The sequence below is a fragment of the Nonomuraea sp. ZG12 genome (assembly GCF_052068115.1).
Classification (GTDB): domain Bacteria; phylum Actinomycetota; class Actinomycetes; order Streptosporangiales; family Streptosporangiaceae; genus Nonomuraea.
In genome coordinates, this window is the sequence record NZ_JBQHCW010000006.1 from 43,726 (window position 1) to 68,059 (window position 24,334).

Here is a 24,334-nt window from a genome sequence, read left to right on the forward strand (position 1 = left end):
TGTTTTGGTCGCTGGGTTGCACAGTAGGCCATTACTGGACAGTTGAGCAAAGGAGCCCTTCGTGGTGACCTCTCCCCCCGATTCCTCCCCGATCGGCATCCCGAAAAGCCGTATGCGCCAGCTGTTCGCGGCCAGCATCGGCAACGTCGTGGAGTGGTACGACTGGTACGCGTACAGCTTCCTGGCCGTTTACTTCTCCGGGCAGGTGTTCGCGGAGACGGACAATCCGCTCGTCCCGGTGCTGAGCGCGTTCGCGATCTTCGCCGTCGGTTTCTTCATGCGCCCGCTGGGCGGGCTCCTGGTCGGCGCGTTCGCCGACCGTTTCGGCCGTAAGGCCGCGATGACGTTCACGATCATGTTGATGGGCTTCGGCTCGTTGCTGCTGGCGGTGACGCCGACCTACGAGGCGGCGGGCGTGCTCGCGCCGATCATCCTGACGCTGGCCCGGCTGATCCAGGGGCTGTCGGTCGGCGGTGAGTTCGCGGCGGCGACCACGTTCCTGGTGGAGTCGGCGCCCCCCGGCCGCCGCGGCCTGTTCTCCAGCTTCCAGTACGTCAGCACCACGATCGGCCAGTTGCTGGCCTCCGGCCTGGCCGCGCTGCTCGCCGTCTCGCTCAGCGAAGCCGACATGAGCTCCTACGGCTGGCGCATCGCCTTCGTCTTCGGCGCGGTGATCAGCCTGGTGGGCCTGTGGATCCGTAAGGGAGCCGAAGAGACCAGCACGGTCGCCGCCGACATCAGGGCGGGCCGGGCCGAGCGGCCGGGCCTGTTCGACTTCCTGCTCCACTACCCGACCAAGGCCGCGCTCATCGTCGGCATCACGCTCGCGGGCACGGTCGCCTACTACACCTGGACGACGTTCCTGCCGACCTACGCCCAGCAGAACGTGAACTTCGACAAGGCCGACTCGCTCACCGTGAGCACCATCTCACTGGTGTTCTTCATGGTGCTGCAGCCGCTGCTCGGCATGCTGTCGGACCGGATCGGCCGCAAGCCCATGCTGATCACCTTCGGCGTCGGGTTCACGATCCTGCCGGTGCCGCTGCTGGGCATGCTGTCGAACTCGTTCTCCAGCCTTCTGATCATCCAGTGCGTCGGCATGGTCTTCCTCGGCTGCTTCACCTCGATCTCGGCGGCGGTCAACGCCGAGTTGTTCCCGACCCGGGTGCGGGCGGCCGGCGCGGGCTTCCCGTACTCACTGACCGTGGCGCTCTTCGGCGGCACGGCGCCGCTCATCGGCACGGCGCTCAAGGACGCGGACGCCTCGTGGCTGTTCCCGTGGTACATGTCCGCGCTGGCGCTGATCTCCACGCTGGTGTACGTCTTCGCGCTGAGGGAGACCAAGCACCTGCCGCTCAGCTGATCAGGAACCGAGCGACTTGCACGGGCGTCCCCGCAGCTCCTTGACGTAGTCGTCGGGGGCGCCCGCCCGCTCGGCGGCGTCGGCCAGGATGCCCAGATAGCGGGCCGAGGGCAGGCCGCCCTCGTAGCCGTCCAGCACGTAGAACCAGGCCAGGATCTCGCCGTCGAGGGTCTGCACCCGCAGCCGGACCTTGTGATAGAGACCGCGTGCCGCGCCTTCCCACTGGTCGAGCGAGGTCTCGTCGAACTCGGGCACGTCATAGAGGACGACGAAGACGTGCTCGTCGGGGTCCTCGACGATGGTGGCGATCGCGCCTTCCCAGCCGAAGATCTCCCCGCCGAAGGTCAGCCGCCAGCCAGGCAGCCATCCCACGTCGCGCACCGGGGAGTGCGGGGCGCGCATGGCCATCTGCTCCGGGTCCATGTTGCTGCCGTAGGCGGCGTAGACAGGCACAGCAGCCAAGACTAGCGCGCGAGGGCTGCCCTGTTCGTCAGCAGCTCAGAGGATGCGGGACAATGGGATACGTGACGAGGATTGTGATCATTGGTGGCGGACCAGGCGGCTACGAGTCGGCGCTCGTAGCGGCACAACTAGGCGCGCAGGTCACGATGGTCGAGCAGGACGGCCCAGGCGGCGCCTGCGTCCTGACCGACTGCGTGCCGTCCAAGACCCTGATCGCGACCTCGGTCCGCAAGCAGGCGCTCCTCGACGCGCCCACGCTGGGGGTGTCCTTCACCGGCGGACTCGATGGCGACGTCGGCGTGGCGCAGGTCGATCTGCCGCTGGTCAACAAGCGGGTCAAGGAGCTGGCGCAGGCGCAGTCGGCCGACATCGCCACCCGGGTCCAGGCCGAGGGCGTCGAGATCGTCAAGGCGCGCGGCCGGCTGGTCGACCCCCAGGTCGTCCGGGCGGGCGACCGTACGATCCGCGCCGACGTGGTGCTCGTGGCCACCGGCGCCACCCCGCGCATCCTGCCCGGCGCGGAGCCCGACGGCGAGCGCATCCTCAGCTGGCGCCAGCTTTATGATCTGGACGAGCTGCCTGAGCACCTGATCGTGATCGGGTCGGGCGTGACGGGCGCGGAGTTCGCGGGCGCCTACCGCTCGCTCGGCGCCGAGGTCACGCTCGTCTCCAGCCGCGACCGGATGATGCCCAACGAGGACGCCGACGGCGCCGAGGTGCTGGAAGAGGTCTACCGCCGCCGTGGCATGAACGTCATGGGCCGCTCGCGCGCCGCCTCCGTCAAGCGCACCGCCGACGGCGTCGTGGTGACGCTGGAGGACGGCCGCACGGCCGAGGGCTCCCACGCGCTGATGACGGTCGGCATGGTGCCCAACACCGGCGGCATCGGCCTGGAGGAGGCCGGGGTCCAGCTCGACCGCAACGGGTTCATCAAGGTCGACAAGGTCTCACGCACCTCCGCCCCCGGGGTCTACGCCGCCGGCGACTGCACCGGGGTGCTCATGCTCGCCTCGGTCGCCGCCATGCAGGGCCGCATCGCCGTCTGGCACGCGCTCGGCGAGGCCGTCCAGCCGCTGCGGCTGGCCACCGTGGCCTCCAACATCTTCACCGACCCGGAGATCGCCGCCGTCGGCGTCGCCCAGCGGGCCATCGAGGAGGGCGAGATCGAGGCGAACGTGGTCAAGCTGCCGCTCGCCACCAACGCGCGGGCCAAGATGTCGGGGTTCAACGACGGGTTCGTCAAGCTCTTCTGCCGGCCGCACACCGGGATCGTGCTGGGGGGTGTGGTGGTGGCGCCGCGCGCTTCGGAGCTGATCCTGGCCGTGTCGGTGGCCGTGCAGCAGCGGCTGACCGTTGGTCAGCTCGCCCACACCTTCGCCGTCTATCCGTCGCTGTCCGGCTCGATCACCGAGGCGGCCCGCCGGCTCATGCAGCCCGAGGCTTCGGGGCTCTGAGACCTGGTCGGCAACGACGCCGATCTCATCGGCGAGGTCGGCCGGGTTGTGGTGGTCGACGGCGTCAGCGGGCGGATCCGGCGGTCCGTGGTGCCCGGTCAGAGGCTGGTGGGGTGGGGGCCGAGGTCGCGGACGGTCCGGGCGAGCGCGCGGATGAGGTCGTTCTCGGTGTCGGACCGCCATACCAGCGCGTACGGCAGGGGCTCTACGTCGTGGACCGGTAGGTAGACGATGTCCTGCCGTGCCCAGTACCGCGTCATGTGGCTGGGGAAGAGTGCCACGACCTCGCCCATGCCGGTCCAGGTGAGGATCTCGGCGGTGTTCCGCACGAGCGGGCCGCGCTCGATGACACGCCCTCTGCGGGTGTGAGACGGGACATAGCTTTCGAACCAGTAGTCCGGCCTGGCTTCGACATCGACATGCTGGAAGTCGCCCACCACCTCCAGCGAGACCGATGTGCGCCCGGCGAGCTTGTGCCCGGCGGCGACGGCCAGCACTCGCGACTCGGCGAAGAGCATTGGACCGACGGTGAGATCGGGCTCCTCGACGGGCAGCCAAGCGATCAGGACGTCGATCTCACCGCGGCGCAGACTGCCGAACAGGTCGGCGAAAGGGGGATGACTGAAGCGCAGTTTCCAGGCGGGGTGGCGGGCGCGGAAGGTGTCCCAGTAGGGGCGCAACTCGTGGACGTTGAGCGGCAGCATGCCGACGCGGAGCACGGCGGTGATGCCCTGGGCGGCCAGGCGGGCGCGTTCGAGGCTGTCGCGCAGGCCGGCGTAGACGGGCCTCAGGTCGTCGCGGAGCTGCTGACCGAGTGGGGTGAGCCGTACGCGGCGGCTGGTGCGGTCGAACAGTGGGGCACCGAGGCGGCGCTCCTGCGCCTTGATCGCCTGGCTGACCCGGGCCTGGGAGACGTGCAGCCGCGCGGCCGTCCGGCCGAAGTGAAGCTCCTCGGCGAGCGCCAGGAAAATCTCGATGTCCCGTAGCTCCACATGCATCCCCTTCCTCCGATAACCCGCATGTTATCGATCAGCACACGAAGTCGGCGTTGATCCCGATCACGGCGCAGTGCAGCCTAGGAACCATCCGGAACCGGCCGAATCAATGCGCCTCATGTCAATGCCGGACAACTCACTCATTTACTGTAGGAGCACCCTCGTGCGAGCACGTATGAACAATCCTGCCTTCGTCCTGCCCGACGCGATGAAGGGCATCGGCGCCATCTTCAAGGCCGTCGACCAGGGCGGCATCTCCCACGGCGTGACCAACTTGTTCAACCGGCTCAATGCCGCCATCAAGGAGCCTGCCGGCACCAGCTGCACCTGAGCGCCGCGATGAGTGAGCTGGACATGACGGTGCTGTACGGCATGCACGACGCGTTGCGCCGCGAGGTGACCCAGCTGACCCGCCTCAGCGTCCGGGTCGGCCAGGATCCCCGCCGCGTCCCGCTCTGGCGGCTGTTCAGGCAGTCACTCCGATGTCACTTCGCCGCCGAGGATCAAGCGCTGTGGCCGCCGCTTCGCCGGACCCTGGCCCACCGGCCGGACCACCTGGCGCTGCTGGAGGCGTTGGAGGCCGAGCACGCCGCCCTGGAGGAGCTCGTCAACGCCATCGACGAGCTGCACGCCGACGCCGGCCTCAGCGGCCTCGGCGGGCTCGGTGACCTCACCGACTCGCTGGTCACGGGCCTGACCGGGCACCTCAAGCATGAGGAGGACGCGGCGCTTCCGCTGATCAGGCAGGCGCTCCCCACGCGTCAGTGGGCGCGCTTCATCCACCTCCACACCCGGCCGACCGGCCTCGACCGCTGGAGCCCCACGCCATGACCACCACCCCACCGACCACCGGCGCCCTTTATGCGAACACCAAGAGGCGTCGACGTTACGCAGTCCCTTAGCGTCGCGAAGGAACTCAAGGGATGATGCGCGAGCTTCAGCGACGTGGGCGCAGGCCGTTGAGGGCGGTCTCGACGATGCTGTCGGCATAGCCGGGGGTGAGGGTGCCGCTGCGCTGGAGCCATCGGTTGAGCAGGGGTCCCCAGAGCATGTCGACGGCCACGTCGAGATCGAGGTCTTCGGTCAGTTGCCCGGCCCGCTGGGCGCTGCGCAGGCGTTGTTTCTTCAGTTCTCTCATCGGGCCGTCGAGTCGTTCGGCGTAGAGGGCGGCGAGTGCCGGATCGTGGGTGATCTCGGTGTTCAGGGCGCGCATCGGCTCGTCGTAGCGCGGATCGTTGAGTTCTTCGACGGTGGCTCGGAGCACCGTCTTCAGGTCTGCTTCCAGGTCGCCGGTGTCGGGCAGGCCGCTTTCTCCGCCGTCGGGTTGCTCGCTGAGCATGAGGAAGGCGTCGAAGAGGACCGCCCCTTTGGAGGGCCACCAGCGGTAGATCGTCTGTTTGCCGACGCCGGCTCGGGCGGCGATGCCCTCGATGCTCAGTTTGGCGTATCCCACCTCCTGTACCAGCGCGAAGGCGGCGGTGAGGATGGCCCGCCGGGAGGCTTCGTTGCGGCGGGGTGGGGTGGAGGGGGGTGTGGGCTGGGTCGTCATGCCATCCAACCTAACAAACAAACAAGACGAGACGGTCCGTCTTGACCCGGCGAGGAGAAACCGGTACCGTCACCATTCGAGACGAGACGGATCGTCTCGCAAACTGATCGGAGTTCCGCACATGCGCACCCCAGACGCCGTCCCTTCCCGCACCTGGTTCATCACGGGAGCCAGCCGCGGCCTGGGCCGTGCGTTCGCTCTCGCCGCGCTGGAGCGCGGCGATCACGTGGCCGCCGCCGCCCGCACCATCACCCGACAGGACTTCGACGACCGGTACGGCGATCGGCTGCTCGCCCTTCCGCTGGACGTGACCGACCGCGACGCGGTGTTCACCGCCGTCAACACCGCCGTCGAGCACTTCGGCCGGCTCGACATCGTGGTGAACAACGCCGGGATCATGTCCTCGGGCATGATCGAGGAGTTCACCGAGGCCGAGGCGCGCGCCCAGCTGGAGGTCAATCTCTTCGGGGCGATGTGGGTCTGCCAGGCCGTCCTGCCGCACCTGCGGGCCCAGGCCTCCGGTCACATCGTGCAGGTCTCCAGCATCGCGGCCCTGGGCGGCTTCCCGAGCACCGGGATGTACAGCGCGAGCAAGTTCGCGCTGGAGGGCATGAGCGAGGCGCTGGCGATGGAAGCCGCCACGTTCGGCGTCAAGCTCAGCATCGTCCAGCCCGGCGGCTACTGGACCGACCTGTACACCAGCATGACCACCACGTCGCCTTCGGCGCAGTACGGCCCGCTGCGCGCCGAGCTGGAAAAGCAGTGGGCCGAGGGCTCGATCGACAGCGAACCGCGGCTGGCCGCCGAGGCGCTGCTGAAACTGGTCGACAGCGAAGACCCGCCGCTGCGGCTGCTGCTCGGCAGCATGGTCTACGACCTGGCCTTCGACATCTCCCGCCGGCGGATGGCCACCTGGGCCGCCTGGGAGCAGGTCAGCCGCGCCGCCGAACACGCCGTACCCGCCCCCGGGACGCCAACGCCACCGGCGACCGGCCAGGGCACGAACGCGACCGAAACCCGCGAGAGGAACAGCCGATGACGGACACCGATGTGATCATCGCGGGCGCCGGCCCGGCCGGCCTGATGCTGGCGAACGAACTGCGCCTGGCCGGCGTGCGACCGCTGGTGCTGGAGCGGCAGCCGCGGCGCCGAGACACCCCCAAGGCCGGTGGCCTCGGTGGCCAGATCCTGGAGCTGCTGCGCTACCGAGGCTTGCTGGAACGCTTCGAAGCAGCCTGCACCGACCCCGTCCCGGCTCCCCGGTTCCCGTTCGGCGGCGTGCACCTGGACTTCACCCAGCTGGCGGACCCCCCGATGCACGCCCTGCCGCTCCCGCAACCACGGCTTGAGCGGCTGCTCGACGAACGCGCCGGCGAACTCGGCGTCGACATCCGCCGCGGACACCAGGTGGTCGAGGTGAGCCAGGACGATGCCGCGGTGAGCGTGGACGTGCGTGGCCCGGACGGGCCGTACCGGATCAGCGCCCGCTACCTCGTGGGGTGCGACGGCGCACGCAGCCAGGTCCGTGACCGGGTCGGCATCCCGTTCCCCGGCACCGTCTATCCCGAGGTCAACCGGCTGGCCCAGGTCACCTTGCCCGAGACGGTGACCATTACCGGCGACGGCGACCTCGATGTGCCCGGCTTCGGCACGATCCGCGCGGGTTTCACCCGGACCGCCCACGGTCTCTTCGGAGTCGGCGCATCGCCCGCCTCCCGGGTCGTCTCCCTCTACACCATCGAAGACGAGAGCACCGAGTACGACGACGACACACCGATGACCGTGGCCGAACTCCAGGACAGCCTCCACCGCGTGCTCGGCGTCCAGCTGCCCGTGGGAGAACCGATCCGGCTGTCGCGCTTCACCTTCAAGGCCTGCCAGGCCGAGCGCTACCGCCACGGGCGGGTCCTGCTGGCCGGTGATGCGGCGCATCTGTTCCCCGCCACCGGCGTGGCGCTCAACGCCGGCATGCTGGACGCGGTCAACCTGGCCTGGAAGCTGGCCGCCGACATCCACGGCTGGGCGCCGACCGGCCTGCTGGACACCTACCACGGCGAACGCCACCTCGCCGGCGCCCGCACCCTGCTGCACACCCGAGCCCAGGTGGCACTGCGGCGCGGGCACGACCCGGCAGCCGAGGCGCTACGGGAGGTCTTCTCCGAACTGCTCGCCGACGAACAGCCGCTGCGCCGGATGGGAGCCCTCGTCGCCGGCGCCGACATCCGCTACCCGATGCCCGGCCCCGACCAGCACCCGCTCGCCGGCACCTTCGCCCCCGACCTCACCCTGCACACCGACCAGGGCACGACCAGCGTCGCGGAGCTCATGCACAGCGCACGGCCCATACTCCTCGACCTCGCCGATCGCCCGGACCTCCGCGAGGCCGCCCGGGACTGGCGGCATCGCGTGGACGTCCACACCGCCAAAACCGATGATCGACCGGCCGACGCCCTGCTGATCCGCCCGGACGTCCACGTCGCCTGGGCCGCGACCACCGACGAACCCGCCGGCACCGCCGCGCCCTCGCTGGGAAAGGCCCTGGCCGGCTGGTTCGGCACACCGTGAGACGACGACCGGCTCGCCACGCCGACGCATACGGCTGAATGACAGGCAGCCCGGCCGGCTCACGATCACGTCGTTCAAGTGAATGTCGTAACAGACACAAGGAGCACATCACCATGTCCATCACCCTTACCGACCAGGACAAGATCACCTTGCGGACCGCCGCTTACGGCGCCGTCACGCTGCTGGCCGCCGCCGGCGCCGCCGGTAAGCCCGGGGCCCACAGGATCGCCACCGACGGCTCCATCGCCCTGGCCTCCGCGACCGGCCCGATCGGGCACGTCCTCGCCGACAAGTCAACGGGCGTGAAGCTGAGCGGCAAGTCCGTGGCCGCGATCGCCGACCAGGTGCTGCCGACCCTGACGGCAGCCATGGGCCTGCTCAGGCAGCAGGACCCGGCGGAGGCCGACAACTTCCGCAGCACCGTCATCCTCGCCATCGAAACAGCCACCCACCGTGGCGAGCCCAGCCCCACCCTGGCCGAGATGGCCCGCAAGATCACCGGAGCCCTCGACGCCGCCTGATGGGATGTCGACCTGCGCAGCCACAGCTTGTCACGGAGTCCTCTCCTGACCCCGTGCCGGGCCGTGGCCGGCGGGTTCGACCTCGATGACTTCACCACCGACACCGCTAAAAGGGGCAGACATGTCAAAATCACAGCGGCGAGGGTTTCTCCCCGCCGTCGCGCTCGCGACCGCGCTCGTGGTCGTGGTCGCCGGGGCTCCCGCCGCATCCGCGACGGCGAAGCCGAAGATCGAAATCTCCGGCGGGCTCACGCAGCCCGTCTTCTCCTATGAAGACGCCATCCGTGAGTACGTCCGGGTGCAGTCACCGGTCGACAGCGATGGCGACGGCAAGAAGGATCTGGTTCGGGTGGACATCATCCGGCCGAAAGAGACCGGTTCCGGGCTCAAGGTCCCGGTGATCATGCACCAGAGCCCGTATTTCGACGAACCGGGTGTCGGTTTCGGGCTGGATCACAAGAAGTACGACGCGGACGGGAACCTGACGAAGTTTCCGCTGTTTTACGACAACTACTTCGTGCCGCGCGGGTACGCGTTCGTGTCCGTCGACATGATCGGCACCAGGCTGTCCGACGGCTGCCCGACCTCCGGCGGTCCGTCCGACGTGCTGGGCGGCAAGGCGGTCATCGACTGGCTGAACGGCCGGGCGACCGCCTACGACGCGAAGGGTGCTCCGGTGAAAGCCGCCTGGACCACCGGGCGTACCGGGATGATCGGCCACTCGTACGAGGGATCCCTCACCATGGGAGTCGCCGGCACCGGGGTGCGGGGGCTGGAGACGATCGTGCCGCTAGCGGCGCCCAGCAGCTGGTACGAGATGTGGCGCGCGAACGGCACCCTCACAGACTTCAAGGGCGGGCAGGAATGGCTGGCCGAACGGGTCGACGCCGATCCGGACGAGAAATGCGCGGTGGTGCACCAGCGCATGACCGCCGCCTCGGATGACGCCACCGGCGACTACAACGCCTACTGGCATGAGCTCGACTACCGGACCGGGCCGATCTCGAAGGTGCGCAACGTGCGCGCCAGTGTCTTCTCGGTGGTGGGAACGCAGGACCGGAACGTGACGGCCGACCAGTTCTCCACGTGGTGGGCCGGGCTGCCCCGCGGCGTGCAGCGCAAGGTGTGGGTGACGCAGTACGGGCACCTCGACCCGTTCTGGGCCCGCCGCGACGTGTGGGTCAACACCCTGCACCAGTGGTTCGACCACGAACTGATGGGCGTCTCCAACGACATCATGCGGCAGCCGCGCGCCGACGTGCAGCTCGGCCCGGACCGCTGGATCACCCAGGCCGACTGGCCGGCGCCGACGCGGACGACGACCCTGCGACCGCAGCAGGACGGCTCACTGGGACGGACACCGTCGACCGGAACCGGCAGCTACCTCGAAACCAGCCAGACCGAGACCGCGATGGCCGGCGACCCCGGCACTACCGACCCCCACCGGCTGGCATACCTGACCCCGCCGCTGAACAACGCGATGCGGCTGTCCGGAACGCCGTCAGTGAGCCTGCGGGTCAAGCTGGACCGGCCGACCGCCAACCTGGGCGTCATGCTCGTCGACTACGGCCAGGACACCCGCATCCACGGCGTCGACCCCTCCCAGGGGCAAGGCCTCAAGCTCATCGACGACGAGGACTGCGTCGGCGAGAGCACGGCCGATGACGACGGCTGCTACCAAAGGGCCGCCGACAACACGGTGACCTCCGGCTTCCAGGTGGTCGCCCGGGGAATCATGGACGCGCAGAACCACAGGTCGCTGAGCCACCCGACACCGCTGACGCCGGGCAAGTCGTACCAGATCACCTGGTCGATGCTGCCGCAGGATTACGAGTTCAAGGCGGGGCACCGGCTGGGCCTGGTGCTGACCGGGACCAACGCCGACGTCACCGTCGCCGAAACCGGCACCGGGACCAAGGTCACCGTCGACCTGGCCGGCACGTCGGTCTCGCTGCCCCTGGTCGCCGGTACGTCCGGCGGAAGATAGCTCGATGTCGCGGCCGGCGCCTCGGAGCGGCGAGTCGGCCGGGGCAGCTGAGGCGTTGACGTTTGTTGGTATGGACGCCAAACTAACTCACGAGTCGCGCTGTCCTGCTGAGGAGCATCCATGCCGTATCGCCCCCCTTTGGTGGCGCACGAGTACTTCGTTGCCGATCCCCCCGAGCTCCCGGTCCGCGCGCACGGTGAGGGCGGGCTGTCCGCGCTGACCGCCGCCGAGCTGGTGGCCGCCGACGCGGCGGGGGTGATGCTCAAGGCCGTGACCACGGCGGAGGAAGCCCTGGTCGTGCAGATCGGGGTGGCCGGTGAGGGGGTGATCCGGGTCCGGCTGAGCGAGGACGCCGACGCCAGGCCCCGGTCGGAGCGGGCGATCCGGCTCGTGACCCCCGGCACGTACCGGGGGGCGCGGACCGAGGTGGTGCCCGGGGAGCCGATCGTGGTCGACGCGGGCTCCCTACGGGCCGAGATCCAGCTCGCGCCGTGGCATCTGAGGTTCACCGACGCCTCCGGTGCCACGCTGGTCGAGCAGGATCGCGGGCACACCGACATCAGCGGGCGGCTGCGTACGCTGCCGTTCGGCAGGTCGGCGGCCGGTGGCGCGGCGGTGGCCTACCACGAGAGCTTCGCCGCCGCCCCCGACGAGGCGTTCGCCGGGTTCGGCGAGTCGTTCACGCCGCTGGACAAGCGCGGGCAGCGGCCGATCATGTGGAACTTCGACGCGTTCGGCGCCGAGTCGCAGCGCGCGTACAAGAACGTGCCCTTCTACCTGTCGAGCAAGGGCTACGGGATCCTGGTCGACAGCGGCGCGCCGGCCGAGTTCGACGTGTGCCAGTCGACGCACAGCGTGGTGCAGATCGTGGTGCCCGACGACGTGCTGGACTACTACGTGATCGCCGGGCCGACGCCGCCCGCGGTGCTGGACCGGTTCGACGGGCTGACCTGCCGGCCCGAGCTGCCGCCGAAGTGGGCGTTCGGCACCTGGATCTCCTCCGGGTTCTGTGTGGACAGCCAAGAGCGGGTGCTGGCCAGGGCGCGCACGATCAGGGAGCGCGGCATCCCGTGTGACGTGCTGCATCTGGACACCTACTGGCAGACCGACGGCCACTGGTCGGACATGCGGTGGGATCCGGTCAACTTTCCCGAGCCCGAGGTGATGCTGGCCGAGCTCGACGGGATGGGGTTCAAGGTCTGTCTCTGGATGAACCCGTACATCTCTCATCTGAGCCCGGCGTTCACCGAGGCCGCCGACGCCGGATATTTCCTGAAAAATCGGGATGGCGAGGTGTACGTGGCCGACACCTGGCACGGCTCCTACCCGCCCTGCGGCATCGTCGACCTCACCAACCCGGCCGCCGTCCGCTGGTTCCAGAGCCTGCTGCGACCTCTGCTCCAGCAGGGGGTGCAGGCCTTCAAGACCGACTTCGCCGAGGGAGTGCCGCACGACGCGGTCGCCTTCGACGGTATGACCGGCACGGACCTGCACAACGTCTACACCCTGCTCTTCAACGACGCCGTCGCCGCCGTCACCCGCGAGGTGCACGGTCACAGCCTGGTCTGGGCGCGCTCGTCCTTCCTGGGCGGTCAGCGGCACAGCGCCCAGTGGAGCGGCGACACCTTCACCAGCTACGCGGCCATGGGCAGCACCATCCGGGGCGGGCTGGCCCACGGCCTGTCCGGCGTGCCGTTCTGGAGTCACGACGCCGGGGGGTTCACCGGCAGGCCCACCGACGACCTGTTCGTCCGCTGGACCCAGTTCGGCGCGCTGTCGCCGCTGCTGCGCCTGCACGGCACCACCAGCCGGGAGCCGTGGGAGTTCCCGGCCGTCGAAGAGCAGGTGGTGGCGGCGCTGAAGCTGCGTTACCGGCTGATGCCGTACATCTATTCAGCGGCCGTCGAGGCCGCCAGGACCGGCGCGCCGATGATGCGCGCGCTCTGCGTGGACCACCCGCTGGACCCGGTCGCCTGGCAGGCCGACCTGGAGTATCTGCTCGGCCGCGACCTGCTGGTGGCGCCGATGATCTCGCCCGAAGGCGTCCGGGCGGTTTACCTGCCGGCGGGGGAGTGGGTGGACTACTGGACGGGCGAGGTGCACGGCGGCGGCCGGTACGTCACGGTCAGCAAGCCGCTGGAGCAGGTCCCGCTGTTCGTCCGGCACGGCGCGCTCATCCCCATCACCGAGTCCGATGACAGTGGGCCCGGCGGCACCGTGAGCACGCCGGACCGGATCACGCTGGTCGCCTTCGGGGGCGGCGACCGGCGGATGCGGATCCACGACACCGACGGCGAGACCGCCGTCGTGACCACCCGGGACGGTGACACGCTCCGCGTGACCGTCACCGGGCAGAAACGGGTCGCCGCCGTCGAGTTCGCCCCGGTGGCGGGTGCTCCCGGCCGGGCCGTCATCATCCAGGAGGAATCATGATGAGGAAAGTGGCGGCACTGGCGGCCGTGGTGCTCGCCCTGACGGCGTGCGGCTCCGGCGCGGAGGCCCCCGAGAGCGGTGCGCCCCGGGTGCTCAAGCTCTGGCACTACGAGGGCGCCGACAGCGCCATGGGCAAGGCGTGGGCCGAGGCGATCAAGCAGTTCGAGGCCGCGCACCCCGGTGTGAAGGTCGAGTTCGAGGAGAAGGGCTTCGAGCAGATCCAGAAGACGGCGAGCATGGTGCTCAACTCCGACGAGGCCCCCGACCTCATGGAGTACAACAAGGGCAACGCCACCGCCGGCCTGCTGTCCAAGCAGGGCCTGATCGCCGACCTCAGCGAGGAGGTGACCAAGCGCGGCTGGGACAAGCTGCTGCCCGGCGGCCTGGCGACCACCGCGAAGTACGACGATCGCGGGGTCATGGGGTCCGGCAAGTGGTACGGCCTGCCCAACTACGGCGAGTTCGTGATGGTCTACTACAACAAGGACCTGTTCACGAAGCACAAGGTCGAGGTGCCCACCACCTTCGAGGAGTTCACGGCCGCGCTGGACACCTTCGTCAAGGCCGGGGTGACGCCCATCGCCTCCGCCGGTGCCGAGTATCCCGCCCAGCAGATCGTCTACCAGCTCGCGCTGTCCAAGGCGCAGCGGCCGTGGGTGGACGCGTACCAGACCTACAACGGCAAGGTCGACTTCCACGGCCCCGAGTTCACCTACGGCGCGCAGACGTTCGCCGACTGGGTGAGCAAGGGCTACGTCGACAAGAAGTCCTCCGGGCTCAAGGCCGAGGACATGGGCGTCGCGTTCATGAAGGGCGAGTTCCCCATCATGATCAGCGGGAGCTGGTGGTACGGCCGGGTCGCCGAGGAGGCCACCTCGTTCGAGTGGGGGCACTTCCTGTTCCCTGGCGCCACCATGGCCCCCGGCTCCAGCGGCAACCTCTGGGTCGTCCCGGAGAAGTCCGAGAACAAGGATCTGGCCTACGACTTCATCGACCTCACGATGACCAAGGACATCCAGAACCTGCTCGGCAACTCCGGCGGCGTGCCGGTCGCGGCCGACCCGGCGGCGATCACGGACGCCAAGAGCAAGGAGCTCATCGAGACCTTCAACAAGCTGACGGCTCAGGACGGGCTGGCGTTCTACCCCGACTGGCCCGCCCCCGGCTACTACGACGTGCTGGTCGCGGGGACGCAGAACCTCATCAACGGCAGCAAGACGCCCGACCAGGTGCTGACCGAGATCGCCAAGCCGTACGAGGACAACCTCGCCGATCTCGGTAACTAGATGAGGAACCGTACCAAGGGCTACTGGCTCTATCTGGTGCCCAGCCTGATCCTGTTCCTGGGCGTCATCGTGGTGCCGTTCCTGATGAACCTGGGCGTGAGCTTCACCCGCTGGTCGGGGGTGGGCACGCCCCGGTGGATCGGGCTGGACAACTACGCGCGGCTGCTGGAGGACGAGCGCTTCTGGCTGTCGTTCCAGAACAACGTGGCGCTCATCGTGGCCATGGCGATCGTGCCGACGGCGTTCGGCCTGCTGCTGGCCGCCGCGCTGTTCGACTTCATCGGCAAGCGGTTCGGCCCGCGCACGGCCAGCGCGCTGCGCGCCATGTACTACCTGCCGCAGGTGCTGCCGGTGGCGGTGGCGGGCGTGGTGTGGGGGTGGATGCTGCACCCTTCGTACGGCGCGATCAACCAGGCGCTGGGCCTGGACCTCGACTGGCTCGGCGACCCGGATCTGGCGCTGGCCACGGTGATGGCGGTGATGGTCTGGTTCCAGCTCGGCTACCCGGTGGTGATCTTCATGGCGGGCCTGCAGCGGGTGGACCCGGCCTTCTACGAGGCGGCCGAGCTCGACGGGGCCTCCTGGTGGCGCCGGGTCTGGCACATCACCATCCCGCAGATCCGGCCGGAGATCTTCGTGGTGCTGCTCACCTGCACGATCGCCGCGCTGAAGGTGTTCGGCCCGATCTTCGTGCTGACGCGCGGCGGGCCCGGCAACGCCACGATGGTGCCGTCGTACTTCTCCTATCTGAACTTCTTCCAGAAGAGCAACGTGGGGTACGGCTCGGCCATCGCCACCGTGCTGGCCGTGATCATCATCGTGGTCACCTTCCTGTTCCTGCGCCTGCAGGAGCGTGAGCGGTGAGGGGCCCCGGACGCTGGGCCGTGCTGGCGGCGCTGGGCGTGCTCGCGGCCGTGATGATGTTCCCGTTCGTCATCGTGGCGATCAACGCGGTGAAGTCGCCCGCCGAGTACAGCTCGTCAGGCCCGCTGAGCCTGCCCGACGGGCTCTATCTGCAGGGCATCATCGACTTCTGGAACCGGGTCGACTTCGGCGAGAAACTCTGGAACAGCCTGCTGATCAGCGGCTCGGTGGCGGTGCTGGCCGTGGTGCTGTCGGTGCTGAACGCCTACGCCCTCGGCATCGGCCGGGTGCGGGGCAGGCTGTCGATCCTGGTGCTGTTCCTGGTGGCCAACACGCTGCCGCAGGAGGCGCTGGCCTATCCGCTCTACTACCTGGCCAAGGAGTTCGGGCTCTACGACACCAAGCTGTCGATGATCATCATTTTCACGGTGATCCAGGCGGCGTTCGGCACGTACCTGCTCAGTGCCGTGCTGGGCCAGTTCCCGAAGGAGATCCTGGAGGCCGCGGCGATCGACGGGGCCGGGCGGTTCCGCACGCTGATCCGGGTCGTGGTGCCCATCAGCAGGCCGACACTGAGCGTACTGCTGATCTTCTTCTTCATCTGGACCTGGAACGAGTTCTTCCTGCCGCTGATCTTCCTGATCTCCAACGACAACCAGACCGTGCCGGTCGCCCTGGGCATTTTGCAAGGGGAGAGGTACATGGACGCCACGATGTCCAGCGCCTCGGCCCTGCTGGGGATCGTGCCGGCGGTCGCCTTCTTCCTGATCTTCCAGCGCACGCTCACCCGTGGCATCACGGTCGGAGCCGTGAAGTGATCCCGAGGAGACCCCCCATGCGCCGATATTTCCCGTTACTTCTGGTGCTCACCCTGGCGGGCTCGATGGTCGCCGCCCCCGCCAGGGCCGCCGACGACCTGCCGTTCCGCGACCCGACCCTGCCGCTGGAGCGGCGGGTGAGCGACCTGCTGGGCCGGCTCACGTTGCCGGAGAAGCTGGGGCTGCTGCACCAGTCGCAGGACGCCATCCCCCGGCTCGGCATCCCGTACCACAAGAACGGCACCGAGGCCCTGCACGGCGTCGGCTGGTCCAACGACCTCAACGACAACTGGAACCAGAAGCTGGCCAGGGGCACCGTCTTCCCGCAGGCGCTCGGCCTGGCCAGCACCTGGGACCCGGAGCTGATCAAGCAGGTCGGCACGGCCGTCGGTGACGAGACGCGCGGCCACAACGCCCTCGACCCCGTCCTGTGGGGCCTGCAGGTCTGGGCGCCCGTGGTCGACCCGCTGCGCGACCCGCGAGCGGGCCGCAACGAGGAGGGCTACGCCGAGGACCCGCTGCTGACCGGCGCCATCGCCACGGCGTACGGCAAGGGGCTGCAGGGCGACGACCCGTTCTACCTCAAGACCGCCCCTGTCCTGAAGCACTACCTGGCCTACAACAACGAGGTCGACCGCAGCCTCACCTCGGCCAACCTGACGCCCAAGCTCAAGCACGAGTACTACCAGCAGGCGTTCAAGTCGGCCATCTCGGCGAACGCGGCGACCGGCGTGATGGCCTCCTACAACCTGGTCAACGGCCGCCCCAACCACGTCAACACCGACCTGAACGAGGTCGTCAGGTCGTGGACCGACAAGACGCTCTACAACGTCAGCGACGCCTGGGGCCCGCACGCGCTCACCGACCTGGAGAAGTACTTCGACGACAAGCCCGAGGCGTTCGCCGCCGTGCTCAAGTCCGGCCAGGACAGCTTCACCATCGACGGCAGCGACGACGGCCCGCTCGTCGAGAACCTCACCGCCGCCCTGGACCGCGGCCTCATCACCGAGGCCGACGTGGACAAGGGCGTCGGCCACGCGCTGTCCATCCGCTTCCGCCTGGGCCACTTCGACCCCGACGGCGGGCCGTACAAGAAGATCACCGCGGACGTGATCAACAGCCCCGCGCACCAGCGGCTCAACCGCGAGACGGCGGGCAAGGCGGCGGTGCTGCTGAAGAACTCCGGCGTGCTGCCGCTGAAGTCGCCGAAGTCCGCGGCCGTGCTCGGCCCCCTGTCGGACCAGCTCTACAGCGACTGGTACGGGGGCGCGATGCCGTACCAGATCACCCCGCTCGACGGCGTCAAGGAGCGCGTTCCCGGCGTCACCACCGGCGAGGGGCTGGAGCGCGTCGCGCTCAAGCACCTCGAGTCCGGCAAGTACGTCACCGCCACCGGCACCGGCCCGGACGACAACGCCGCCCTCACCGACACCACCCCCACGGCCGCCTCGCAGTGGGACCTGACCGACTGGGTCAGCGGCATCTCCACACTCCGCAACGCGGGCAACGGCAAACTGCTCGGCGGCGACTGGCGCTCCCTCGACACCGACGACGCCGAACCCAACGGCTGGTACGTCCAGCAGCAGTTCGCGCTGGAACGCCAGTCCGACGGCGCCCACCTCATCCGTTACGCCGGCTTCGAGAACGTGGAGAGCTGGTACGGCCTGCCCGACCCGTACGTCACCGTGACCGCCGACGGCACGCTCGGCCTGGCCCCGAAGGCACAGGCGGCCCGCTTCGCCAAGGAGGTCGTCTCCGACGGCATCGCCGCGGCGGCCGAGCAGGCCCGAAAGGCCGAGGTCGCGGTCGTGGTGGTGGGCAGCCACCCGTGGGTCAGCGGCCGTGAGTTCCACGACCGCCCCGACCTGCGGCTCGGCGACGGGCAGAAGCGGCTGATCGAGGCCGTGCGCAAGGCCAACCCGAACACCGTCGTGGTGCTGGAGACCAGCTATCCGGTCATCGTGGACGCCCCGACGCTGCTGTGGACCACCCACGCGGGCGCCGAGACCGGGCACGCCGTCGCCGACGTGCTCTTCGGCGACGTCAACCCGGCCGGTCGGCTCACCCAGACGTGGTACGCCGACGACGACAGGCTGTCCGGCATCCTGGACTACGACCTGGCCAAGACCGGGATGACGTACCTGTACCACCAGGGGCGTGAGCTCTTCCCGTTCGGCCACGGCCTCAGCTACACCACCTTCGGCTACCAGGGCCTGCGGGTGCGCGGCGAGCAGGTCAGCGTCAAGGTCACCAACACCGGCGAGGTCAGGGGCGAGGAGGTCGTCCAGCTCTACACCCACCAGCGCCGCTCCCGCTTCCAGCAGCCGGTCAAGCAGCTGCGCGGCTTCCAGCGGGTCACGCTGGACCCCGGCGCGAGCACGACCGTGACGTTCCCGCTCAAGCGGTCGGACCTGGCCGTGTGGGACCACACCAGGGACACCTGGGCGGTCGAGCCGGCCACCCACGACATCCTGGTGGGCTCGTCCTCCGACCGGATCCGCCAGCGCACCACGCTGCGGGTCGGCGGCGAGAAGATCCCGCCCAGGGACCTCACCAAGACCACCAGGGCGATGAACTTCGACGCCTACGAGGGTGTGACCTTCGCCGACGAGACCAAGGTCAGCGGCGACGTGGTCGCCGGGTCCGACGGCGACTGGATCTCCTTCACCGACAGCGTCCACGGCGCCCACCTCACCGCCGGGGTCGCCTCGGTCGCGGGCGGCGCCATCGAGCTGCGCCGCGGCTCCCCCACGGGCGCCCTCCTCGGCACCGCCCAGGCCCCGGCCACCGGCGGCGTCTACACCTGGGCCACCACCACCGCGACGGTCAAGCCGGGAAAGGGGGACCTGTACGTGGTCTTCAAGGGTGACATCCGCCTCAAAGATCTCACCCTGACCGGCTGACCAGCTCGGGATACGGCATGCTGGGGGCACTTCTCGGTGGGAACGGGGCGAATCTTGATCACATCCACGACCGGCCCTCAGCCGGCCGACATCGCGGACGTCCGGGCCACCAACCTGGCGGTCGTGCTGAGGTTCGTGCGGGAGCACGCGCCGTGCTCCCGAGCGGACATCGCCTCCTCGACAGGGCTGAACAAGGCGACGGTCTCCAGCCTGATCGCCGACCTCATCGACCGCCGGATGGTGCGTGAGACGGGGCTGACGGAGAACCGGGTGGGCCGTCCGGCCACGATGCTGGTCCTGGACGGCTCCTCGTACGCCGCGATCGGCGTGGAGATCAACGTCGACTACGTCTGCGCCGTCGCCACCGACCTGGCCGGGGAGCGGCTGCTGACCTGGCGGCGCTCCTTCAGCGCGGGCGCGTCCGTCAACCAGGGCGTGGCCGCCGTGGCCGCGATCATCCGGCGGGTGGTCAACCGGATGGTCAAGGAGGAGCGGCAGGTCCTCGGCCTTGCCGTCGCCCTGCCGGCCCTGGTGGACGTGCGGGGCACCGTGCGCATCGCGCCCAACCTCGGCTGGCACGACGCCGACCTCGCCGGCGACCTGGCCAAGGCGCTGCGCGACCCCGGCTTCACCATCCAGGTCGACAACGACGCCAACCTCGGCGCGCTGGCCGAGCAGCGCTTCGGCGCCCACTCCGGGGCCGACGACCTGGTGTATCTCACCGGCGAGATGGGCGTCGGCGCGGGCGTCATCCTCGACGGGCGGCTGCGCAGGGGCGGCGCCGGCTACAGCGGTGAGATCGGCCACGTCCAGCTCGACCCGGACGGCCCCGAGTGCCGCTGCGGCAGGCGCGGCTGCCTGGAGGCGATGGCCGGCATCGGCGCCGTGCTGCGCCGCCGGGATCCGTCACCGGCCGAGATCGAGGTGGAGATCGAGGAGGTGGTGCGAGCCGCCCGCGCGGGGGACGAGACCACCCTGGCCACCCTCGCCGCCGTCGGCACCCACCTGGGCAGGGGCGTGTCCGTCCTGGCCAACCTGCTCAACCCCGAGGTGGTGATCCTGGGCGGCTACTACGTCCCGCTCGCCCCGTGGCTGCTGCCCCCGGTGCGGGCCGAGGTCGCCGATCGGGCCATCGCGCCGGAGTCCGGCGGCTGCGAGGTCGTCGCCTCCACTCTCGGGTACGACGCGGCGGCGCTGGGGGGCGCGGCCCGGGTGCTCGACTCCGTCGATTCGGGGAGATTGCCCGGCGGAACCTCTTGACCTAGGTTCACAGCGGCGTGCACCCTTCATGAAACCCATCGAAACACCTCCGTAACGCCCCAGCCCGGTCATCGAAGCGCTTCGACACCCTCTGAGGGATGGCCATGCACGAACCCTTCCGCGACCCCGAGACCCCCCTCCTCGACCGGATCGCCGACCTGTCGAGCAGGCTCACGCTGGAGGAGAAGGTCGGCCTCCTCCACCAGTACCAGGCGCCCGTCGAACGACTCGGCCTCGGCCCCTTCCGTACCGGCACCGAGGCGCTGCACGGACTGGCCTGGCTGGGCCCCGCCACCGTGTTCCCGCAGGCCATCGGCCTGGCCTCGACCTGGGACCCGGACCTGGTGCGCCGGGTGGGGGAGGCCACCGGCGACGAGGTGCTGGCCTTCCACCACAAGGACCCGACCGGCGTCGGCCGCAACGTGTGGGCCCCGGTCGTCAACCCGTTACGCGACCCGCGCTGGGGCCGCAACGAGGAGGGCTACTCCGAGGACCCCTGGCTGACGGGGCTGCTGGCGACGGCGTACGCCTCCGGGCTGCGCGGCGGCGAGCCCCACGTCCTGCGGACCGCGCCCACCCTCAAGCACTTCCTCGCCTACAACAACGAGACCGACCGCTGCGCCACCTCCAGCAACGTGCCGCCCCGGGTGCTGCACGAGTACGAGCTGCCCGCCTTCAGGCCCGCCATCGAGCAGGGCGCCGCCGTCGCGGTCATGCCCTCCTACAACCTCGTCAACGGCCGCCCGGCACACCTCAGCCCGCTGATCAACGAGGTGCTGCGCGGCTGGGCGCCCGACGACCTCCTGGTGGTCAGCGACGCCTACGCCCCGGCCAACCTCGTCGAGGCGCAGGCCTACCACGACACCCCCGCCGAGGCGTACGCGCACGCCGTCAAGGCGGGGCTGGACAGCTTCACCCAGGACGACGACCGCGCCGAAGCCACGCTGGGCCACCTGCGCGAGGCGCTGCGCCGCGGGCTGCTCACCGAGGACGACGTGGACACGGCCGTGCGTCACGCGCTGTCCATCAGGTTCCGGCTCGGCGAGTTCGACCCCGCCACGCCGTACGACGACGTCACCGAAGAGGTCGTCAACTGCCCCGAACACCAGGACCTGGCCAGGCGGGCGGCCCGGCAGTCGTTCGTGCTGCTGGCCAACGACGGCCTGCTGCCCCTGGGCCAGGTCACCCGGCTCGCGGTGATCGGCCAGCTCGGCGACACGCTCATGGAGGACTGGTACAGCGGCACGCTTCCGTACGCCGTCACCGCCCGCACCGGGCTGGCCGAGCGGTGCGAGACCGTGTTCTGCGAGGGTGTCGACCGGGTCACGCTGACCGCCGACGCCGGGCCCGTCACCGCCGACCCGGCCGGCGGGCCGCTCAGCCTCGGCTCCGGGCCGGCCGACACGTTCGACGTCTTCGACTGGGGCGGCGGCGCCTACGCGCTGCGCGCCGTGGCCACCGGCCGCTTCGTCTCCGTCGATGACGTGACTGTGGTCAACGACCAGCCGGGCCCCACCGGCTGGGAGGTGCGCCAGACGTTCCGCCTGGAGGAGCGCCCGCGCGGCTCGCTCGCCCTGCGCCACCTGCACACCGGCTGCTACGTCGGCGCCGGCGACGACGGCACGCTGCGCCTGGTCGACGACGCCGACCAGGCGCTCTGGCTGGTCATGGACGTCGTCAGGAACGGCGCCGAGCAGGCCGCCGAGCTCGCCGCCACGGCCGACGCGGCGGTCGTGGTGGTGGGTGACCACCCCCTGGTCAACGGCCGCGAGACGGAGGACCGCAGCACCCTCGCGCTCGCCCCCGCCCAGGACGCCGTGGTCCAGGCCGTGCACGCCGCGAACCCCCGTACGGTCATGGTGGTCAGCAGCGGTTGCCCGCTCACCTGGACGAGCGCCGGCCCGCCGGCCGTGCTGTGGTCCGCGCACGGCGGGCAGGAGTACGGGCACGCGCTGGCGGACGTGCTGTTCGGCGACGCCGACCCGCAGGGGCGGCTCACCCAGACGTGGTACCGCTCCGCGCAGGAGCTGCCCGACCTGCTGGACTACGACATCATCACCGCCGACGCCACCTACCTCTACTTCCGCGGCACCCCGCGCCACCCCTTCGGCCACGGGCTCAGCTACACCACCTTCGGCTACGCGGACCTGCGCGTACGGCTCTCGGGCGGCGAGCTCACCGCCGAGGTCACGGTCACCAACACCGGGGCCCGCGAGGGCGTGGAGGTCGTGCAGTTCTACACCCACCAGCAGCGCTCGCGCGTCAAGCAACCGCTGCGCCGGCTGCGCGGCTTCGACCGGCTGCGGCTCGCGCCCGGCGAGAGCGGCACCGCGCGCCTCACCCTGCCGGTGAGCGAGCTGGCCTTCTGGGACGTGACCAGGAGCCGGTTCGTCGTGGAGAGCGCCCCGCACCGGCTCATGGTCGGCCGCAGCGCCACCGACCTGCGGCTCAGCGCCCGGTTCGAGGTCGAGGGGGAGACCATCCCGCCGCGCGAGGGCCTGCTGCGCGCCGTGGACCACGACGAGTACGACGCGATCACGTTCGTCGACGCCGCCCGCGAGAGCGGCGAGGCCGTGCGCGCGGAGGCCGAGGGGGCCTGGATCCTGTTCCGGCAGGTCGATCTCACCGGTGCGGCCTCCTGCCGGGCGGTGGCGGGTGGCGCCGAAGGCGGCATGATCACGCTCCGGCTCGGGGACCCGCTCTACGGCCGGCCGCTGGCCACCTTCCCGGTGCCCCGCACCGAACGCTACGACCTGCGGACCCTGGCCGCCCGCCTCGCGGGGGAGCCGGGTGTGCACGATCTCTATGTCGTGTTCGAGAATGAGGGCGTGACGCTGACCCAGCTCGACCTCGGAGCCGGCGCTTGAGCGGGCGCTCGGTCACCATCGCGGAGGTCGCCAAGCACGCGGGCGTGGCGGTCAGCACCGTCTCCTACGTGCTCAGCGGCAAGCGGACCATCTCCGCCGACACCCGGCGGCGGGTGCTCGACAGCATCAGCACGCTCGGCTACCACCCCCACGCGGGCGCGCGGGCGCTGGCCAGCAAGCGCTCCAACGTGATCGCGCTGGTGCTGCCGCTGCGCGCGGGCATGCACGTGCCGGTGCTGATGCGCTTCGCCAGCGCGGTGGTCACCGCCGCCCGCACCTTCGACCACGACGTGCTCCTGCTGACCGCCGACGAGGGCACCGACGGGATCCGGCGGGTGGCCGCCAGCGCGCTCGTCGACGCGTTCGTCCTCATGGACGTCGAGCTCGACGACCGCAGGGTGCCGCTGCTGCGCGACCTGGCCGAGCCCAGCGTGCTCATCGGCTTCCCCGCCGAGCCCGCCGGGCTCACCTGCGTCGACCTCGACTTCGCCGCCTCCGGCGCGCAGTGCGTCGCGCATCTGGCCGAGCGCGGCCACGACACGATCGCGCTGCTGGGCGCCCCCGCGGTGGTCTACGAGCGCGGCACCGGCTTCGCCCGCCGCACCAGGGAGGGGTTCGTCGCCGCGCTGGCCGGCCACGGGGTCAGCGGGGTGGCGCTGCCGTGCGAGGAGACGTTCGACGAGGTGTACGAGACCGTCGGCGATCTCCTGCGTGACCGGCCGGGGCTCTCCGGGCTGGTCGTGCACAACGAGGCCGCCGTCGGCCATGTCCTCAGCGCGCTCCGCCAGCTCGGCAGGCGGGTGCCGCAGGATGTGGCCGTCGTGGCGATCTGCCCGGACGACGTCGCCGAGCGGGCCAGCCCGCCGCTCACCTCCGTGCTCATCCCGGCGGAGGAGGTCGGCCGGGAGGCCGTCCGGCTGGTCATGGACAAGCTCGCGGGCAAGGTCGTGCCCATGTCCACCCTGCTCACCCCGCACCTCGTCCTGCGCGCCAGCACCTGAGGAGCA

The 24,334-nt window shown here is 70.1% G+C and carries 19 protein-coding genes; 16 read left to right on the forward strand and 3 right to left on the reverse strand.

Annotation, left to right across the window (positions count from 1 at the left end):
- Positions 1-61 precede the first annotated feature (61 nt).
- Positions 62-1,363, forward strand: a complete 1,302-nt coding sequence (locus ACTMTF_RS18850) for an MFS transporter (protein WP_441111856.1) — start codon at positions 62-64, stop codon at positions 1,361-1,363.
- Here ACTMTF_RS18850 and ACTMTF_RS18855 read toward each other — a convergent pair whose 3' ends face one another.
- Complete coding sequence (locus ACTMTF_RS18855) at positions 1,364-1,816, reverse strand: gamma-glutamylcyclotransferase (protein ID WP_397008221.1); 453 nt, start codon at positions 1,814-1,816, stop codon at positions 1,364-1,366.
- 71 nt (positions 1,817-1,887) lie between these two features.
- On the opposite strand from ACTMTF_RS18855, the gene ACTMTF_RS18860 reads away from it, so the two are divergent.
- Positions 1,888-3,279, forward strand: a complete 1,392-nt coding sequence (locus ACTMTF_RS18860) for an NAD(P)H-quinone dehydrogenase (RefSeq protein WP_441111857.1) — start codon at positions 1,888-1,890, stop codon at positions 3,277-3,279.
- A gap of 98 nt (positions 3,280-3,377) precedes the next feature.
- Here the strand turns inward: ACTMTF_RS18860 and ACTMTF_RS18865 are convergent, their stop codons facing one another.
- Positions 3,378-4,271, reverse strand: coding sequence for a LysR family transcriptional regulator (locus ACTMTF_RS18865; RefSeq protein ID WP_441111858.1), 894 nt, complete (start codon positions 4,269-4,271; stop codon positions 3,378-3,380).
- Between the two features lie 166 nt (positions 4,272-4,437).
- Between ACTMTF_RS18865 and ACTMTF_RS18870 the strand changes: the two genes are divergently transcribed.
- Both ACTMTF_RS18870 and ACTMTF_RS18875 read left to right on the forward strand, forming a co-directional pair.
- Complete coding sequence (locus tag ACTMTF_RS18870) at positions 4,438-4,605, forward strand: hypothetical protein (RefSeq protein WP_441111859.1); 168 nt, start codon at positions 4,438-4,440, stop codon at positions 4,603-4,605.
- An 8-nt stretch (positions 4,606-4,613) separates the two neighbouring features.
- Positions 4,614-5,105 (forward strand): hemerythrin domain-containing protein, encoded by a 492-nt coding sequence (locus ACTMTF_RS18875; protein ID WP_441111860.1) that lies wholly within the window; start codon positions 4,614-4,616, stop codon positions 5,103-5,105.
- A 106-nt stretch (positions 5,106-5,211) separates the two neighbouring features.
- Here ACTMTF_RS18875 and ACTMTF_RS18880 read toward each other — a convergent pair whose 3' ends face one another.
- Entirely contained in the window at positions 5,212-5,823 is a 612-nt protein-coding gene (locus ACTMTF_RS18880) for a TetR/AcrR family transcriptional regulator (RefSeq protein WP_441111861.1), read from the reverse strand.
- Between the two features lie 121 nt (positions 5,824-5,944).
- Between ACTMTF_RS18880 and ACTMTF_RS18885 the strand changes: the two genes are divergently transcribed.
- The 12 genes from ACTMTF_RS18885 (at position 5,945) to ACTMTF_RS18940 (ending at position 24,328) form a co-directional block, all read left to right on the forward strand.
- The gene (locus ACTMTF_RS18885) at positions 5,945-6,862 is read left to right on the forward strand and encodes an SDR family oxidoreductase (protein ID WP_441111862.1); all 918 of its coding nucleotides are present in this window, start codon (positions 5,945-5,947) and stop codon (positions 6,860-6,862) included.
- Positions 6,859-8,388 (forward strand): FAD-dependent monooxygenase, encoded by a 1,530-nt coding sequence (locus ACTMTF_RS18890; RefSeq protein ID WP_441111863.1) that lies wholly within the window; start codon positions 6,859-6,861, stop codon positions 8,386-8,388. Before ACTMTF_RS18885 ends, ACTMTF_RS18890 begins: the two co-directional genes overlap by 4 nt.
- Positions 8,389-8,501: 113 nt before the next feature.
- Positions 8,502-8,909 (forward strand): hypothetical protein, encoded by a 408-nt coding sequence (locus ACTMTF_RS18895; protein ID WP_441111864.1) that lies wholly within the window; start codon positions 8,502-8,504, stop codon positions 8,907-8,909.
- A 121-nt stretch (positions 8,910-9,030) separates the two neighbouring features.
- Complete coding sequence (locus tag ACTMTF_RS18900; protein WP_441111865.1) at positions 9,031-10,896, forward strand: CocE/NonD family hydrolase; 1,866 nt, start codon at positions 9,031-9,033, stop codon at positions 10,894-10,896.
- 120 nt (positions 10,897-11,016) lie between these two features.
- Entirely contained in the window at positions 11,017-13,329 is a 2,313-nt protein-coding gene (locus ACTMTF_RS18905) for a TIM-barrel domain-containing protein (RefSeq protein ID WP_441111866.1), read from the forward strand.
- A complete protein-coding gene (locus ACTMTF_RS18910) occupies positions 13,326-14,615 on the forward strand; it encodes an ABC transporter substrate-binding protein (RefSeq protein WP_397008233.1) in 1,290 nt (429 codons plus the stop codon). The genes ACTMTF_RS18905 and ACTMTF_RS18910 overlap by 4 nt, the downstream gene beginning before the upstream one ends.
- A complete protein-coding gene (locus tag ACTMTF_RS18915) occupies positions 14,616-15,479 on the forward strand; it encodes a carbohydrate ABC transporter permease (protein WP_441111867.1) in 864 nt (287 codons plus the stop codon). It abuts the gene before it with no gap.
- Positions 15,476-16,297, forward strand: a complete 822-nt coding sequence (locus ACTMTF_RS18920) for a carbohydrate ABC transporter permease (protein WP_441111868.1) — start codon at positions 15,476-15,478, stop codon at positions 16,295-16,297. The genes ACTMTF_RS18915 and ACTMTF_RS18920 overlap by 4 nt, the downstream gene beginning before the upstream one ends.
- 17 nt (positions 16,298-16,314) lie before the next feature.
- The gene (locus tag ACTMTF_RS18925) at positions 16,315-19,200 is read left to right on the forward strand and encodes a glycoside hydrolase family 3 C-terminal domain-containing protein (protein ID WP_441111869.1); all 2,886 of its coding nucleotides are present in this window, start codon (positions 16,315-16,317) and stop codon (positions 19,198-19,200) included.
- 54 nt (positions 19,201-19,254) lie between these two features.
- Positions 19,255-20,460 (forward strand): ROK family protein, encoded by a 1,206-nt coding sequence (locus ACTMTF_RS18930; protein WP_441111870.1) that lies wholly within the window; start codon positions 19,255-19,257, stop codon positions 20,458-20,460.
- A gap of 104 nt (positions 20,461-20,564) precedes the next feature.
- On the forward strand, positions 20,565-23,327 hold the full coding sequence (locus tag ACTMTF_RS18935; RefSeq protein ID WP_441112139.1) for a glycoside hydrolase family 3 C-terminal domain-containing protein: 2,763 nt from the start codon (positions 20,565-20,567) through the stop codon (positions 23,325-23,327).
- Complete coding sequence (locus ACTMTF_RS18940; protein WP_397008245.1) at positions 23,324-24,328, forward strand: LacI family DNA-binding transcriptional regulator; 1,005 nt, start codon at positions 23,324-23,326, stop codon at positions 24,326-24,328. Before ACTMTF_RS18935 ends, ACTMTF_RS18940 begins: the two co-directional genes overlap by 4 nt.
- The last annotated feature ends 6 nt before the right edge of the window (positions 24,329-24,334 follow it).